This window comes from Oceanobacillus sp. HCA-5259 (assembly GCF_037892815.1).
Taxonomy (GTDB): domain Bacteria; phylum Bacillota; class Bacilli; order Bacillales; family Amphibacillaceae; genus Oceanobacillus; species Oceanobacillus indicireducens.
Genome location: NZ_JBBKBV010000001.1, coordinates 18,144 through 34,839 on the forward strand (window position 1 = coordinate 18,144; position 16,696 = coordinate 34,839).

At 40.7% G+C, this 16,696-nt stretch carries 13 protein-coding genes; 7 read left to right on the forward strand and 6 right to left on the reverse strand.

Translation table 11 applies throughout. The features are described from left to right. The first annotated feature begins 21 nt into the window (after positions 1-21). Both WKU33_RS00065 and WKU33_RS00070 read left to right on the forward strand, forming a co-directional pair. Entirely contained in the window at positions 22-1,494 is a 1,473-nt protein-coding gene (locus tag WKU33_RS00065; RefSeq protein WP_340452624.1) for an aldehyde dehydrogenase family protein, read from the forward strand. Positions 1,495-1,676: 182 nt separating this feature from the next. Next, positions 1,677-2,957, forward strand: coding sequence for an ArgE/DapE family deacylase (locus tag WKU33_RS00070; protein ID WP_340452626.1), 1,281 nt, complete (start codon positions 1,677-1,679; stop codon positions 2,955-2,957). A gap of 93 nt (positions 2,958-3,050) precedes the next feature. Here the strand turns inward: WKU33_RS00070 and WKU33_RS00075 are convergent, their stop codons facing one another. The 3 genes from WKU33_RS00075 to gabT all read right to left on the reverse strand — a co-directional run bounded on the left by WKU33_RS00075 (position 3,051) and on the right by gabT (position 7,424). Then, positions 3,051-4,451 carry an APC family permease gene (locus tag WKU33_RS00075; protein WP_340452628.1) on the reverse strand — a complete coding sequence of 467 codons (1,401 nt, stop codon included), beginning with the start codon at positions 4,449-4,451 and terminating at the stop codon, positions 3,051-3,053. A 261-nt stretch (positions 4,452-4,712) separates the two neighbouring features. Continuing rightward, the gene (locus tag WKU33_RS00080; protein ID WP_340452630.1) at positions 4,713-6,104 is read right to left on the reverse strand and encodes an NAD-dependent succinate-semialdehyde dehydrogenase; all 1,392 of its coding nucleotides are present in this window, start codon (positions 6,102-6,104) and stop codon (positions 4,713-4,715) included. Positions 6,105-6,116: 12 nt separating this feature from the next. Beyond that, a complete protein-coding gene (gene gabT / locus WKU33_RS00085; protein ID WP_340452632.1) occupies positions 6,117-7,424 on the reverse strand; it encodes a 4-aminobutyrate--2-oxoglutarate transaminase in 1,308 nt (435 codons plus the stop codon). 107 nt (positions 7,425-7,531) lie between these two features. Here gabT and gabR point away from each other — a divergent pair, with 107 nt between their 5' ends. From gabR to WKU33_RS00110, 5 genes are all read left to right on the forward strand, one after another. Next, positions 7,532-8,968 (forward strand): MocR-like transcriptional regulator GabR, encoded by a 1,437-nt coding sequence (gene gabR / locus WKU33_RS00090; protein WP_445321666.1) that lies wholly within the window; start codon positions 7,532-7,534, stop codon positions 8,966-8,968. Between the two features lie 17 nt (positions 8,969-8,985). Beyond that, positions 8,986-9,882 (forward strand): DMT family transporter, encoded by an 897-nt coding sequence (locus WKU33_RS00095; protein ID WP_340452634.1) that lies wholly within the window; start codon positions 8,986-8,988, stop codon positions 9,880-9,882. Between the two features lie 55 nt (positions 9,883-9,937). Continuing rightward, entirely contained in the window at positions 9,938-10,414 is a 477-nt protein-coding gene (locus WKU33_RS00100; RefSeq protein ID WP_188858083.1) for a nucleoside deaminase, read from the forward strand. 152 nt (positions 10,415-10,566) lie between these two features. Next, positions 10,567-11,808, forward strand: coding sequence for a Zn-dependent hydrolase (locus WKU33_RS00105; RefSeq protein WP_340452638.1), 1,242 nt, complete (start codon positions 10,567-10,569; stop codon positions 11,806-11,808). 115 nt (positions 11,809-11,923) lie between these two features. Then, on the forward strand, positions 11,924-12,730 hold the full coding sequence (locus WKU33_RS00110; RefSeq protein ID WP_340452640.1) for a glycosyltransferase family 8 protein: 807 nt from the start codon (positions 11,924-11,926) through the stop codon (positions 12,728-12,730). A 107-nt stretch (positions 12,731-12,837) separates the two neighbouring features. On the opposite strand, the gene WKU33_RS00115 is transcribed toward WKU33_RS00110, so the two are convergent. Genes WKU33_RS00115 through nadC form a run of 3 tightly spaced genes read right to left on the reverse strand, consistent with a single transcriptional unit; the run spans position 12,838 to position 16,681 of the window. Further along, on the reverse strand, positions 12,838-14,772 hold the full coding sequence (locus WKU33_RS00115) for a TRAP transporter permease (RefSeq protein WP_340452642.1): 1,935 nt from the start codon (positions 14,770-14,772) through the stop codon (positions 12,838-12,840). Between the two features lie 30 nt (positions 14,773-14,802). After that, positions 14,803-15,810 carry a TAXI family TRAP transporter solute-binding subunit gene (locus tag WKU33_RS00120; protein WP_340452644.1) on the reverse strand — a complete coding sequence of 336 codons (1,008 nt, stop codon included), beginning with the start codon at positions 15,808-15,810 and terminating at the stop codon, positions 14,803-14,805. Between the two features lie 34 nt (positions 15,811-15,844). Further along, positions 15,845-16,681: a carboxylating nicotinate-nucleotide diphosphorylase gene (nadC, locus tag WKU33_RS00125; RefSeq protein ID WP_340452646.1), complete on the reverse strand. Its 837-nt coding sequence runs from the start codon at positions 16,679-16,681 to the stop codon at positions 15,845-15,847. Positions 16,682-16,696: the final 15 nt, after the last annotated feature.

Consider the following 16,696-nt stretch of genomic DNA (forward strand, 5'->3'; position numbering starts at 1 on the left):
ATTGAAAGGAGAAAATTAAAAATGAAATTAATGACAGAAGTAGTCAATTTTTTGGAAGCAGGACCTATAAAACTATTTATTAACGGTACATGGAAGGAATCTAACGATGGTGCAACATTCAAATCATATAATCCAGCAAATGGGAGAGAATTAGCAGAAGTTTATGAGGCTAAGGAAAGTGACATAGACGATGCAGTACAGGCCGCTTCACTTGCCTTTGAAGATGGAAGTGAATGGTCAAATTTAAGTGCGATTGACCGGGCAAACTTAATGTTTAAGCTTGCAGACTTAATGGAAAGAGACTTTGAGATTATCGCTCAATTAGAAACACTGGATAATGGTAAACCAATAAATGATGTTAGAGCAGCAGATTTGCCGAATGCAATTGAAAATATTCGTTATTTTGCAGGGTGGGTAACAAAGGCAACAGGGCAAACAATCCCTTATTCCAATGACTTTTTTAATTATACAAGACATGAGCCAGTCGGGGTTGTTGGTCAAATAATTCCATGGAACTTCCCATTTATGATGGCTGCCTGGAAGATTGCACCAGCACTTGCAACAGGTTGTACGATTGTTTTAAAACCGGCAGAACAGACACCATTAAGTGCCTTGTATATGGCCAAACTAATAGAAGAAAGTGGCTTTCCTAAAGGTGTTGTTAATATTGTTAATGGCTTTGGGAAAACTGCAGGCGATGCGCTCGTTAAGCATCCTTTAGTAAATAAAATAGCATTTACTGGGTCCACTCAGGTTGGGAAATCCATCATGAAAGAAGCTGCCAATACAATGAAGCGTGTCACCTTAGAGTTAGGCGGAAAGTCACCAAATATCATTTTGCCTGATGCTGATTTAGATAAAGCAATTCCAGGGGTATTTTTTGGAGCAGTTGCTAATCAAGGTGAAGTTTGTAATGCTGGATCAAGAGTATTTATTCCGGACGAAATTTATGATGAAGTCATTGAAAAACTTGTGCAATATGCGAAAAGTCTAAAAGTCGGTGATGGATTGGACGAACAAATTGAGATGGGGCCTTTAGTATCTGAGCGTCAACAAGAAGTTGTTACATCTTATGTGTCTAAAGGTATTGAAGAAGGAGCTAAATTGCTTGTAGGTGGGGAAAAAACAGACGAAGGTTATTTTGTTTCACCAGCTGTTTTTACCGATGTTACAGATGAAATGACAATTGCTAAAGAAGAAATCTTTGGTCCTGTCGTCGTTCCATTAAGATATAAAACAATTGATGAAGTTGTTAAAAGAGCGAATGCGAGTCCATATGGATTAGCTGCGGGAATATGGACAGAGAACTTAAAGCAAGCTCATACACTAGCAAATAAATTAAAAGCTGGAACTGTTTGGGTAAATACGTATAATATTACAAATCCAGCAGCACCATTTGGTGGTTTTAAAGAATCAGGATTTGGAAGAGAAATGGGATCGTATGCATTAGAAAATTACACAGAAGTGAAAAATGTGCTTATTAGTTTAGAATAAGCGAATCTATTCATTTATCTATTCTACTTGATACAATTCCCTTCATAAATGTGCAAGTGTTTTATATGGAAGGGTACGAAAGTTAGCGAACAATGAAACAAAGCTCTAGTCGATAGAGTAGTCTGTCAGATCAACTTTTTACCAGGTTTTGGGATTACTTTATAGAGAGAGGGAGTTGTTGTATGAGTAACATAACATCAAAAAGTTTAGAAACAGTAAATCAAGCGATTGATGATTTATGGGAGGAAGAATTACTTTTTCTTAAATCAATTGGATCATTTGAAAGTACATTAGGGCAGGAGAAGGAAACGCAAATTTTTATTAAGAAACATTTAGACGACATGAATTTAACAACTACACTTTTTTCACCTGATCCTAAACGTCTTTCCTCTTATGAAAATTATGGAAAGCCTGAATGGGATTATGAGGACCGGCCTGTTTTAGTTGGGGAATGGAAATCCGATGGAGAAAAACTGGGAAAAAGTTTAATTCTTCAAGGTCATATTGATGTCGTAAGTGCGGAACCAAAACAACTATGGGAAGAGGACCCATTCATACCAACCATTATTGACAATAAAATGTATGGACGAGGGATATTGGATATGAAGGGCGGAGTAGCTGCGGCTATCTATGCAGTAAAAGCATTACAGAAAGCAAATATAAAATTGGGCGCAGACCTCCAAATTCAAACAGTAATTGAAGAGGAATGTACAGGAAACGGAGCGCTAGCATTACTAGATAAAGGATTTGTAGCAGATGGTGCATTAATACCTGAACCAACAGAACTTCGCGGAATTCATTCGCAATTAGGTGTTATGTGGTTGAGAGTGAAGGTGAAGGGAAACGGGGCTCATGTCGAACGAGCAGAAATGGCGCAAAATGCGATTAATAAGTCAACAATACTAATTCAGGCGCTGGAAGATTACAGAAAGCATATTAATGCTCAACCAAAACATCCAGATTTTACCCATCATTCTCATCCTTTAAATGTAAATGTAGGAGTCGGATATGGAGGAGACTGGCCTTCTAGTGTTCCTAATGAATATACATTTGAGGCAAGGGTAGGGTTTTATCCAGGAACTGATCCATCAGACGTCCAAGAAGAAGTAAAGCAATGGTTGTTAAAAGCCTCTGAACAGGATGACTGGCTAAAGGAGAATCCACCGGAGATTACATTTTTCGGTTTTCATGCACCAGGATATACAATATCTAAAGATAGTGAGCTTTTTAACTGTATAGCTTCAGCACATAAAAAAACAACAAATGAAGAAATGGAATCATTGGCATTCACTGCTACTACTGATCTTCGTGCATTTGGTGAGTTTGGTATACCTGCAACGTGCTATGGACCAAGCGGAGCCAATATGCATGCACCAAATGAATATATTGACTTAGACAGTCTTAAAACTGTAACAAAAACAATTGCTGCATTTATTTTAGATTGGTGTAAGGAGAATAACTAGGACTTAATTTAATAGTTAAATAACTTAAATAAAGACAAGTTCATTAGTCCAGCGAAATATTGCGCTAGTGAACTTGTCTTCTCATTCATTTTCTTATGCTGCTTTTTTACTTTCTTTTTTTGATACCCTACTCTTACCTAAAAAGTAAAGAATCGTACCAATCAAATACCAGCCTCCAACAATAAGCCATTCAATTGGCCATACAAGAGAAGATGGCATTCCTGGCATGTAGAATGAAATAAATAGAATACTTAACAGAATTGCTAGAGTCCCCGCTGTTTTTCCATATTTAATTTTATATGGACGTTCCAATTCCGGTTCTGACTTGCGTAGTTTAAGGAACGAAATCGATACAATAAGATAACCAAGTACGATTCCAATTCCACCTGCATTTACAAACCAATCTAATGCAGAATGGCCTAATAAAGGTGCAAAAAATCCAAGTAATCCCAGGAAGACGATACCGTGTGTTGGTGTCTTGAATTTTGGATGAATATAGGCAAACCAGCTCGGAATCATATCACGGATTGCCATCGCATATAAAATACGACTCCCACCGATAATGAATGCATTCCAACTTGTAATGATTCCGGCAACCCCTGCGATTACAATAATATTAGCGAATGCTTGACTATTAAATAAATTCCCCATTGCATCAGCTGTTGCTAGACTAGAAGTCGTAAGCTCAGCTGGTGTAAGTCCTACAGCAACGCCAAAAGCAATTAAAATATAAAAGATAATCGCTACAATAATAGAAATGATAAGAATTCTTCCGATAAATTTAGGTGGAGCTTTTACCTCTGAAGCAATTTGTGGAATAACATCAAATCCAACAAATAAAAATGGGATCATAATTAATACAGTCATGATACCGCCAACGCCTTCACCAAATAGTGGTTGAAGATATTCTGTGTTACCGTTTCCAATTCCACCAAAAACAAGTACTAATCCAATCAGGACAACAGCCGCTGTAAGTATGTTTTGTGCAATAGTCGCTGGCTTGATTCCGAAATAATTAAGTGATGTAAGTAGTAAAGACCCGATGGAACCAATTAATGCCCACGTGAAATAAATATCGAATCCATCCAAGCTCCACATATAGCCTTGATGATTAACTGGAATGATATAATCAATTACAGTTGGTAGAGCAACTGCCTCAAACGTAATAACGGAAACATAACCAAATAGTACACTCCAGGCTGCTAGGTAACCTAGCGTTCGGTGATGCGGGAAGGCACGGAGAACAAAGACCATTCCTCCACCAGCTTCAGGTATTGCGGCGGCAAGTTCTGCATAGGTGAGACCAATGAAAATAACCAACAAACCACCTAGTCCAAATGCGATCGCTGTGCCTAGAAAGCCAGCATTACTAATCCACACCCCTGACATAACAACCCACGCCCAACCAAGCATAGCACCCATGGAAAGGAAGAGAACATCGGTCATGGACATGGACTTTGTGAATGTATTACCCCCTGTATTTTTCTTACCCATAAAAACACCCCTTGTTTATCTTGTTGTAAGCTAGTCTAAAATGAAATGGGCTTGCTTTGAGATAATAGAACCACTCATTAATGTATTTCTTGATTTATTAAAAGTCATGATAACAATGCAAGCTTCTTAAAGGCCTATCCATTCATTCTAAAATAGGATTTATACGTTGAAACTCTCCTTCTCTTTTTATAAAAACTCTATTTATAAGATTACAACCGCCAAGCAGCTTGTTTGGGCTGTTGGCGGATATTTAAAATAAGCTTATAGATTTCCAATTGATAAATATTTCGTTTCTAAATAAGGCTCGATTCCCTCACTGCCACCTTCTCGGCCGATTCCACTTTCTTTCATTCCCCCAAATGGCGCATGTGCGGCAGATGGTGCTCCGTCGTTCCAACCAACGATTCCGAAGTCGAGGTTTTCATTTAAGTAAACCCCTGTACGGTAATCATTTGTGAAGAAATAAGATGCTAACCCAAATGGAGTACTATTGGCAATCCTGATTGCTTCGTCTAATGCAGTAAATGTGGTGATTGGAATAACTGGTCCAAATGTTTCTTCTTGCATAATATTCATCTCTTCTTTTACACCTTTTAAAACAGTTGGCTGGATGAAGAAGTAGCCTTTTTCTTGGTTGGCATCGAATACGTTACCAGTTAGGACCTCAGCACCTTTATTAACCGCATCTTCTAGCTGGAAAACAACTTTATTGAATCCCTTTTCATTAATGACCGGACCAACATCTGTATCTTCATTCAAACCATTACCTAACTTTAATTGACTTACTGCACTTGCCAGCTTTCGAGAGAATTCTTCTACCACGCTTTCATGTACTAAGACGCGGTTTGCACAAATGCACGTTTGTCCCGCATTACGGAATTTTGAAGCGACGGTCTGGGTTACGGCGAAATCAACGTCTGCATCAGCTGCAACAATGACTGGTGCATGTCCACCAAGTTCCATTGAGATATGTTTCACCGTATCAGCACTCTTTGCAATAAGAGACTTACCTACTGGAGTGGACCCTGTAAATGTGATTTTACGGATGTAAGGACTACTTGTAAAAATATCACCAATTGTTGAGCCATTACCGTTCACGCATTGTACTACATTTTCTGGAATCCCGGCATGGTGAGCAAGCTCAATTAATTTTATTGTTGTCAGTGGTGTTTCTGCAGCTGGTTTTACAATAAATGTACACCCTGCAGCAAGTGCCGGGGCTGCCTTTCTCGTCATCATGGCTGCAGGGAAGTTCCAAGGTGTAATTGCTGCGACTGGACCAACTGCTTGACGTGTAATGATAATTCGCTTTGTTTCCGTGTTTGCCGGAATGGTCCGTCCGTAAAGACGTTTTGCTTCTTCAGCATACCAATCGATATAACTTGTTGCATAATCGACTTCACCAAGCGACTCTTTAATTGGCTTTCCACTTTCTAGCGTCATCACCTTAGCAATTTCCTCTTTACTTTCCTGAATAAGGCGAGACCATTTTTGCAATAGACTTGAACGCTCATGGGCATTGACAGAAGACCATGCTTTAAAGCTTTCGTGGCTTCTTAAGATAGCTTGTTCGACTTCTTCTTTGGTGTTTGTTTTTACTTCTTCGATTAACTCACCTGTTGCTGGATTCTTTACTGAAATATATTCTGTCAATGTTAATTCCTCCTATCGATTAGCGAAAGCATCTTCAAGAATTGCTAATCCTTTGTTCAATTCTTCATCTGTTATTACAAGTGGAGCTAAGAAGCGAATGACATTTCCTTTAATTCCGGCAGATAATAACAGCAAACCATTATCGTTTGCATATTTAGCAATTTTAGCTGTCGTTTCTTTATCTGGGTTTTTATTTTGACGGTTATCGACAATTTCAACAGCAACCATCGCACCTAGACGGCGGATCTCACCGACAAACGCATGCTTCTCTTGTAGTTCTGTAAGTTTATTTTCAATCTTTTCACCGACGATTTCCGCCTTGGCAGGTAGATTCTCTTCTTCCATAATATCAATGACTGCTAATGCTGCGGCGCATGCAACAGGGCTTCCTGCATAAGTCCCACCAAGTTCTCCAGGATTTGAAGCATCCAGAATTTCTTTACGGCCAACAACGCCACTTAGTGGAAGACCAGCTGCAAGGGACTTCGAAACCGTAATTAAATCTGGCACTACATCGAAATGATCAATTCCAAAATATGCCCCAGTACGTCCAAAGCCAGTTTGGATTTCATCTGCTACAAAAACAATGCCATGCTCCGAGCAAAATTCTCTTACCGCTTGCACGAACTCTTTAGGAGGGATAATGAATCCACCTTCTCCTTGAACTGGTTCCATAACGACACAAGCGACTGTTTCCGGTGCAACCGTTTCCACGAAAAAGTCTTTAAAATCCTGTATGACCTGGTCGGTATATGCTTCTTCCGATAATGATTCTGGTCTCTGATATGGATAAGGGAATGGAGCTTGATAGACTTCTGGCGCAAAGGGACCAAAGCCAAACTTATAAGGCTTTACTTTGCTCGTCATGCTCATCGTCATGTTGGTACGACCGTGGAATCCTCGAACGAACGAAACAACGGCTTGTCTACCTGTATATTTACGAGCTACTTTGACAGCATTTTCCACCGCCTCTGCACCTGAATTTAAGAGTAGTGCTTGCTTTTCAAAGTTTCCAGGTGTAATTTTACAAAGTTTTTCGGCAAGCTCAATATAGCCTTCATACATCATGACGTTAAAGCCGGGATGTAAAAATTTATCAATTTGTTCTTTAACTGCTTCCGTTACTTTCGGGTGTGTGTGTCCAACGTTTAAAGTACCAATCGCCCCTGCAAAGTCGATAAATTCATTTCCCTCGATGTCTGTAATTGTCGAGCCTTGTGCATCCCGCGCAATGTGTAAGTTTCCATTACTAACCCCACGAGGGATATATTTATTTCGTTTATCTTGCAACTCTTTTGTACTTTTAGTTAATGAATCCATTTTGTAATGCCTCCCATTTTCAGTATTTATACTGATATTATAAGATTCTGTTATAATGAAAAGTACCAGAATTATAATTAATATGGTACCAGAAGGAGAGGGAGAAGTTGATGATGTTAATCAAGGTTGATCGAGATAATACTGGAAAGCATATCTATCAGCAAATCTACTTAGAAATGAAAAAGAGTATTTTAGCAAATAAATTGGCTCCCGGTGAAAAGCTTCCTTCTAAAAGAAAGCTAGCACAAGAGCTGGGAGTAAGTAATAATTCGGTTACGAACGCGTATGAACAACTACTTGCAGAAGGATATATTTATACCGTGGAACGAAAAGGGTATTATGTGGAAGATATTAAACAATTTATGAGTCTGCAAGAGTTTTCCATGCGACCGGATTTTCCCGATGATTTGAAAGAAAAAGAGACGTCTGAGGATGATAAAGAAAGCTGGATTTCTTTATCACATATGTCGACAGACCTTTCGATATTTCCCTTTAAAGCATGGATGAAATGTGAAAGGATGGCAATTAAACATCACAAAAAAGAGCTATCAGAAATATCCCACCCTCAAGGCCCTTATCTTGTCAGGCAAACGATAGCTCGCCTTATCGCTGTTTCCCGTGGAGTGATGTGTGAACCGGAACAAGTGATAATCGGACCAGGAACCCAGCCGCTTCTTTGGCAGATAATGAATATGTTACCATCTGGAATTACGACAGCTATTGAAAACCCAGGATACTCTAGGCTTTATCAACAATTAAAAGATACGAATCATCAAGTTGCCCCCATTTCTTTAGATGATAAAGGGATTAATGTGAAAGAGGTGAAAGAACTTAACCCAAACCTTTTAATAATCACTCCATCTCATCAATTCCCAACAGGAATAATTATGCCGATTTCTAAAAGGATGGAATTGCTGAATTGGGCAGTGAACCAGGAGAATACTTATATTATAGAAGATGATTATGATAGTGAATTTAAATATGGTACAGATAACATCCCTTCTTTACAAAGTTTAGACAGACATCAGCGTGTTATTTATACAGGGACCTTTTCAAAAACAATGATGCCAGGCTTACGAGTTAGCTATTTCGTCTTGCCTCCTGCTTTGTTAAGGGAATATCGACGTAAGTATTCTAGTTGGATTCAAGGAAGTAATGTGCTCAGTTTATATACGCTTCACTACTTTATTGAAACTGGAGAATATGCTAAGCATATTAAGCGGATGAATAATAGCTACGAGGAAAAGCGGGAGTTGTTAGTTGAAGAATTAAAACGAAAATTTAAGAAGGATATTCATATTAAGGATATCCGAGCCGGCTTGCACTTTCTAGCTGAGTTTAAAACGAATAAGACATATGAGGAGGTAGCTCAGCTGGCGAAGAATAAGAAGCTTGAGTTGTACCCTTTAACTCGGTTCATGCTAAAGGAAGAGCAAGTTGATAGGGGGAATAAAATTGTGCTTGTGTTAGGATTTGCTAATATTTCTAGAGAAGAAATTCCAGAAGCGGTCGAACGATTGTATGAGATTCTTCAAGAAGATTGAATAAGGGAGGGAAACGATTGAAGCAGAGAACGATTAACATATTATTAGTCATAACAATTATCTGCATCTCCTTATCTGCAATACTTGTGAAATTATCGGATGCACCCTCGACGGTTATGGTCATGTACCAGATGTTTTTGGCATGTGTAATAATTCTTCCTATGGTTATTAAACATCGGAAAACATTTCTTAGGATACGAGTGAGGGAATGGGTAGCGATTGTATTTGCTGGTATCTTTTTAGCTGGACATTTTGGATTATGGTTTGAATCCTTAAATCATACAACGGTGGCAAGTTCTACTTTAATTCTAGCATTACAGCCTGCGATTGCCTTAGTTCTTGGACTACTATTCTTTAAAGAAAAGGTAGATATTCGTACCGTGTTTGCAATGGGAGTTGCTTTTATCGGGGTTGTCATTGTTGGAGGAGGTAATTTAGGAGGAGGAAGTGGTGCCTTCTTTGGAAATATTTTATCTTTCTTTGCCGTCGTTTCTGTTGTTCTATATTTAATGATCGGTCAGCGGAATGTAAAATCAATTAATCATTGGGTATACAGCTTTTTAGTCTTCTTTGTGGCTGGAGTAACGGTTGCTATCTTTAATTTAATTGGCGGGATACCTTTTACCGGTTATAGTACAAATGATTGGGCCGTCTTCATGATGCTCGCTATTTTTCCAACAGGGGCACATATTATTTTTAATTTGCTATTAAACTATGTCAATACTACAACTGTATCAATGGCTACGTTAGGAGAACCAATTGGGGCTTCTGTTTTAGCAATATTCCTTTTAAATGAGATGATTACACGAGTAGAAGCTGTTGGTGGTATCCTGATTATCGCTGGGATATTTTACTTTCTAAGGTTGCAAGGAGGTTCGAAGGAAGTGGTGCTGAAGGAATCGGAAAGCTTGTAAAATGAATGGGTACATAGATAGAATATGGGTACATGAAACGAAGGAGGACTACAATATGATAACAGATACAGATTTAAAGCATTTACGTCGTTGTGTGGAATTGGCAAAAATCGCTCTAGAGAAAGGTGACGAGCCATTCGGTTCTGTTCTCGTCTCAGCAGATGGAGAGGTACTTTTTGAAGACCATAACCATGTTGCGAGCGGAGACCATACGCAGCATCCGGAATTCGCTATCGCGCGCTGGGCAGCTGAGAATATGAAACCGGAAGAAAGAAGTAAAGCGACTGTTTATACTTCAGGTGAACATTGTCCGATGTGTGCTGCGGCTCATGGCTGGGTTGGTTTAGGTCGGATTGTATATGCAAGTTCTTCGGAGCAGCTTGCGGAATGGATGAGTGAACTGGGGGTTGCTCCGTCGCCTGTTCGGAATTTGCCGATTCAAGACGTTATTCGCGGTGCGGTAGTTGATGGGCCAGTTTCTGAGCTTGCGGAAAGGGTTAGAGAATTGCATTACAAGCTGCACCAGAAATAAAGCTTGAACAACTTATGCTCATGATTTTGCTTCGGTCAAGGACTAGGCCCCTTGACCTTATTTTCGTGCATGCAAAAATTTCCTGGAGCTATTGCGGAATATACTGTAAATTATAGGTATACATAATGCTTTAAATAATGGGGATGAGTCTTATGAAAATCGATCGCTTGATGGAAACGCTGCATATATTGAATGAATTGGGTGAAACGGATCGCGGGATTGAGCGGGTTGCCTATACATACGAGGAATATATCGCAAAGCAATATTTGATGAGAGAAGGGACACTGCTTGGGCTTGAAACGGAAATTGATGCCGCAGGGAATGTTATCATCCGCCTGCCTGGTGCGGATGACTCGCTTCCCCCCGTCATTATTGGCTCTCATTTAGATACGATTTACCAAGGCGGAAGGTATGATGGTCTACTTGGGGTAGTAGCTGGATTTGAAATTATCCGTTCGATAAAAGAGGCAGAGATAAGGACGCAGCATCCGATTGAATTAATCGGTTTCACTTGTGAAGAATCATCGCGTTTTAATTTCGCGACCCTTGGGAGTAAGGTGATGATGAATAAGGTAGATCTTGCGACATTGGAAAACTTGCAGGATAGAAATGGAGTGTCACTTAGGGAAGCGGTCAAGGAACAGGGGCTTGAGCTGGACCAGTTTCCGCAGGCGGATCAGAGCAATAGACGTGTAAAGGCATTTTACGAATTGCATATTGAGCAAGGACCAAAGTTAATCAAGGAAAACAAACAAATCGGTATTGTAACAGGTATTGCAGCACCACTCCGTTTAGCAATTCATATTTCCGGGAAGAGTTCCCACTCCGGAACAACAGGGATGAAGAATCGGCGTGATGCATTGCTTGCTGCTGCTGAGTTATCGCTAGCAGTGGAAGAAGCGAGTCTTTTGGAAGATGAATATGAAACGGTCGCAACTGTCGGAGTACTTGATATATCGCCAAGGGCCATGAACGTCGTGCCCGGCAGTGCATCACTCAAGGTGGATATCCGCAGTATATATGCTGATTCACGTGAACGGGTGCTTGAACGGATAAAGGAAAAGGCAGAGCAAATCGAGAAGAAGCGTGCGACACCAATTTCAATGGAGATCATCCAAAATGATGATCCGGTCATGATGGATGAAGACTTAGCGCAGGCGGTTGCAGTAACATGTGAGGAGGTCGGGGTTTCTTATATGTTTATGGCGAGTGGTGCAGGGCATGACGCGATGAACACAGCTTCCCGCTGGCCGGCTACTCTTATATTCGTTCCTTCTGTCGATGGTCTGAGCCACCATCCTGATGAATTTACGGAGGAAAAAGATATAGAAATTGGGGTAACGGTATTAGAGATGGAAGTTTTAAAGCAAGCGGGTGGATTTGTGAATAACTAGCAAGAGTGGATTTTGGCTGCCGGGTGAGTTTGTCAGGCCCTGAAAATGATGTGAATTTCTGCAGTGCGAAAGTTGAGTCATGAAGCAATAAAAAATAGGGTGGGAAAAGAAAATCATGAATATCCTCGTAACGTTGAATTCAAATTATATCAATCCATTAAAGACAATGCTGAAGTCCCTTTTTGTAAATAACCCTGGAGAATCCTTTGCTATTTATCTAATGCATTCGTCTATTGAAGATGAGGAACTGGATGATCTCATGCGGTATATTCAACAAGAGGGTCAGGAGCTTGTCGTGATTACAGTGGAAGAGAAGCACTTTTCTAATGCTCCAGTTGTTAAGCATTTTACGAAAGAAATGTATTATCGTTTACTAGCTTACCAAATGCTACCGCAAGAGCTCGATCGAATTCTTTATCTTGATCCAGATATTCTGGTCATAAATGAAATTCGCACCTTGTATGATATGGATATTTCGGAATATCTATACGCTGCTGCGTTCCATGATCGTTCCATTTTAAGCGATATTAACAAAATTCGCTTTCCGGGCTATGAAATAGATGAATATTATAATTCTGGTGTTCTGTTAATGAATTTAGAACGTCAACGGATGGAAATCAAGGAAGAGGAGATTTATAAATTTGTGGAGGAAAACAGGAAAAAGTTAATCTTGCCTGATCAGGATATTTTAAATGGTTTATACTCGGCAAAAATAAAAGATATCGATGAAATCTTATATAACTTCGATGCACGGTTTTATCTGTATTATCGATTAGCTAACAAAAATAAAATTGATATGGATTACGTTATTCGCAATACAGTGATCATTCACTTTTGCGGGAAGAAAAAGCCATGGCATGTCAATTATTCCGGTAAATTTCATTCCTTGTATAAGCATTATGAAAGAATGGCTTTAGGATAGTTTCTTACCCTTCACTACGCAGCGGAGCAGTTCCTGAACTAGCTAAGCCCATTCGGGAACTGCTCCGCTTTTAGTTTCTTGGAAAAAGTTAGACTCCTCACACTCGGTTATTGAATAGTTCGAGGAACTTGCTCCCTCGACCCTCTTTGCATGAAGAAAACGAAGAGAACCAATACAAGCCCAGCTATGTTCAAGATGATGCTTGGGAATACAAACAAACAGCCACTACTTAATAAAAGGATACGATCTAGTACGGTCGCACTCGTAACGAGCCAGCCAATCATCGCTCCAGTAAGTGCAACAATACCAAGTAAAGCTGTAAGAACAGCTAGAACGATTTCTCCGATTGAACCATCCAGCAACAATGCTGGCTCCAGCACGAACATAAATGGAATAATAAACCCAACAATTCCAAGCTTTACGGCCTCTAAGCCAACTCGGTTCGGATTTTCCTCGGCAATTCCGGCAGCTGCATAAGCTGCGACCGCAACTGGTGGCGTGATTGCTGAAAAAATGGAGAAATAAACGATAAATAAATGTGCTGCCATTGGCTGAACACCTAATTCAATTAATGCAGGGGCAGCAAGCATGGCTGTTAAAATATAAGCAGCAGCGACCGGCATGCCCATTCCTAACACAATACAGATAATCATTACAAGCAGCAATGTGGGAATGAGAAGTCCGCTCGTTAAACCTAGCACAATACTTGTCAATTTCCCCCCAAGCCCTGTAGACATGATTGCGGTAATGATTAAGCCTGCAACAGCACAAGCCGCCGTAACAGGAATGGACGATTTTGCCCCGTCAACAAGTGCTTGAATCGTCGCTTTAAAACCAATCCGTGTTTCCCTGCGAAACCAGCTTACGACGATAATAGCTAGAATTGCGTAAAATCCTGTTCTTGATGCGCTATATCCCTGAATAAGGAAGTACATAAGCACGATGAAGGGGATAACATGATACCAGCCTTCTTTCAGCACCTTTTTAATGTCTGGGATATTTTCTTCTTTCGGCCGTGGCATATCAGAACGCACGGCCTCTAAATGAACCATCAACAGCAAGGAAACATAATAGAGAATCGCGGGAATTGTTGCAGCAAGCGCAATCATCCCATATGGGATTTGGGTTACCGCGGCCATTAAGAAGGCAGATGAACCCATAATCGGCGGCAGAATGCTTCCACCAGTTGATGCTGCCGCTTCAATACCCGCAGCAACAGACGGTTTATAGCCACTTTTTTTACTCACTGGAATCGTAAAAGATCCCGTCGCAACAACATTCGCCGTTGGGCTTCCGGAGATAGATCCGAAAAAGGCACTTGTTAACACAGCTACTTTCGCTGCGCCGCCTCGTGTTCTCCCAGCAATTGCAGTCGACAATTGAAAGAAAAATTCACCTGCTCCAGCCTGTTTTAAAAATGCACCAAACAAGAGGAACATAAACACAAAGGTGGCCGCTACCGAAACTGGAGAACCCCACAATCCGTTATAGCTGAAGGCAAGCTCATGCATGACTTCTGTAAAAGAAAACTCCCGGTGCTGCCAGATCCCCGGCAAATAATGCCCGAAGAAAATATAGCTAAAACCAGCGAGCACAATCGCAATAATCGGAAAGCCCATCGTCCGGCGGGCAGCTTCAATTGCTAACACGATAAATACAAGCCCGAAAAATAAATCAAGAGTCGTGAGCGGGTCCATAATTGGAATCCTTACTGATATACGCTCCGCATGCATAGAAAAGTAAACTCCAGCTAGAATGACGAGAAGTACCGCTGTATAATCGATCCAAGTCGGATTCTCCGTTGTTTTACATTCGTGAGCTTTCCTGGAATAACCATACAGCAAAAAGGCAATTGCAAGAATACCAGATAAATGCAGTGCCATTTGATTCAAGGGATCTAATTTCCCCCAAATGACCGACCAAATTTGATAGACTGCAAGAATACAAGCAAGCAGTCTGAAGATATGTAAATGATAGGATGATAGCTGGCGACGGTACCCATACCCAAACCAGCCAATTATACGTGCTTTCAGGTTCACCATTGAACAATCTCCTTTATCGAATGCTAAGCTTTAATTATTTTTTAGCAGTCCTTTTTCTTTAAAAAACTTTTCCGCCCCTGGATGCAGCGGGAGTGCTCCAACATTGCTCATATTTCTTTTCGTTAACGCTTTAAATTCTTCATGAACGGTATCTAAAAAGTCTAGATTATTGTAAATACTTTTCGTGACAGCATAGACTTCCTCATCGGGAACATCTTTGTGAACCATAAGAATTGCCGGTGTGCTCACCGTCTGAACGTCTTCGGTGAGAAAATCATATGTACCAGCTGGAATGATGTTCGGCTCCATTCCTAAGTTTTCGGCAATGGTCTGGATCATTTCTTCATCAAAGGAAATCATATTTAAATTCGTCGTTGTTGCCGCTTCGATAATATTACTGGAAGGAGCGGATTCAGCATTTCCCGCCGCATCAAGCCTACCATCTGCCATCAGTTCAAAAGCCATCGAGCCAGAGAGGAAATCAACTGAACCACCCTCAGAAATAATATCTTCATAGGTTACCCCGTAAAATCTTAAAATTTCCCGGGTAATAACCTCGCCTGCCGAACCTTGTTGATTCACGGATATGTGGAGCGGACCATTTTCTAATAAGTCTTCAACCGAAGTCACCCCAAGCTCTTCCCTTGAAAAAAGCTGATAATAGTTTGCCGGCACAACGACACTAACGGCACGAATGTCTCGAAAGGCTTGATTATACGGCTCTAGTCCTTTATAAGCCGCATAAGCTGTCATCGAATAGGACAAGCCATAAGGAACTCTACCTGTTCCGACCATTAATGGATTTTCAATAATGCTTCCAGGCTCGACCGTTATAAATGATCCACCATGCTCCCGTCGAATCGATTCCGCGATTCCCTCTGTAAACACTGCCCATGCTCCGCCAGTGCGTCCGCCTTTGATTGTTGTCGTAAGCTGCGTATTTTGTTCATTTGGTTTTTTAGAACTTGCTTCGCTTCCACATGCGACTAATAGTAAGAATCCAAGTAAGATTATGGACACCTTCCAAACGTTTTTCATTATGCTTCTCCTTGCTTGAGCCTTAGTTATTTTCTTACTCTTCTTTCACAAGTAAACTAATATCCAGCGCCTTCACGGAATGGGTTAACGCACCGAGCGAAATATAGTGGACACCTGTTCCTGCATAAGTTGCTAGGTTTTTGAGATTAATACCACCAGACGCTTCCGTGATAATTGGGGACGGCACGAGCTTAGCAAATTCCTTCACTTCTTCAGGAGTCCGGTTATCAAACATAATCACATCGGCCTTTGCCTCCACTGCTTCAAGCACCGCTTCTTTATTCTCCGTTTCCACTTCAATCTTCACCATATGCCCAAGCGCTTTTCGAGCCCTTTCGACCGCTTTTGTAATCGAGCCGGCATACGTTATATGGTTATCTTTAATCATAACGCCATCATATAACCCGTTCCGATGATTTTTCCCGCCACCGACCGTTACCGCATATTTCTCGAGCATGCGTAAGCCAGGTGTCGTCTTTCTCGTATCACATATTTGAATGGAAGAGTCATTCAGCGTTTCTACACATTGATTCGTTAATGTCGCAATTCCGCTCATTCGCTGCACCAGATTTAAAATAACCCGTTCCCCTGTTAAGATATTCCGAACCGAGCCACGAACTTCCGCTATTCTCTCACCCCGTTGCACATAGTCTCCGTCTGTATAATGAAGGGAGATTTCTAACTTTGAATCTAGTAAATGATAAGCTTGTTGAATGATGTCTGAACCTGCAATAATCCCAGATTCCTTCGCGATAAAAACACCGCTTCCATTTTGCTCCGCCGGAAAAATCGCATGACTCGTTAGATCTTGATCGCCAATATCCTCCATAAAAAAGTCCTCTAGCATTTTTCGTAGTTTGATTTGATTCATAGTATGTCCGCTCCA

Coding starts and splice junctions, on each gene's coding strand:
- WKU33_RS00065 (WP_340452624.1), top strand. CDS start 22: ATGAAATTAATGACAGAAGTAGTCAATTTTTTGGAAGCAGGACCTATA.
- WKU33_RS00070 (WP_340452626.1), top strand. CDS start 1,677: ATGAGTAACATAACATCAAAAAGTTTAGAAACAGTAAATCAAGCGATT.
- WKU33_RS00075 (WP_340452628.1), bottom strand. CDS start 4,451: ATGGGTAAGAAAAATACAGGGGGTAATACATTCACAAAGTCCATGTCC.
- gabT (WP_340452632.1), bottom strand. CDS start 7,424: ATGGATTCATTAACTAAAAGTACAAAAGAGTTGCAAGATAAACGAAAT.
- WKU33_RS00100 (WP_188858083.1), top strand. CDS start 9,938: ATGATAACAGATACAGATTTAAAGCATTTACGTCGTTGTGTGGAATTG.
- WKU33_RS00105 (WP_340452638.1), top strand. CDS start 10,567: ATGAAAATCGATCGCTTGATGGAAACGCTGCATATATTGAATGAATTG.
- WKU33_RS00110 (WP_340452640.1), top strand. CDS start 11,924: ATGAATATCCTCGTAACGTTGAATTCAAATTATATCAATCCATTAAAG.
- WKU33_RS00115 (WP_340452642.1), bottom strand. CDS start 14,772: ATGGTGAACCTGAAAGCACGTATAATTGGCTGGTTTGGGTATGGGTAC.
- WKU33_RS00120 (WP_340452644.1), bottom strand. CDS start 15,810: ATGAAAAACGTTTGGAAGGTGTCCATAATCTTACTTGGATTCTTACTA.
- nadC (WP_340452646.1), bottom strand. CDS start 16,681: ATGAATCAAATCAAACTACGAAAAATGCTAGAGGACTTTTTTATGGAG.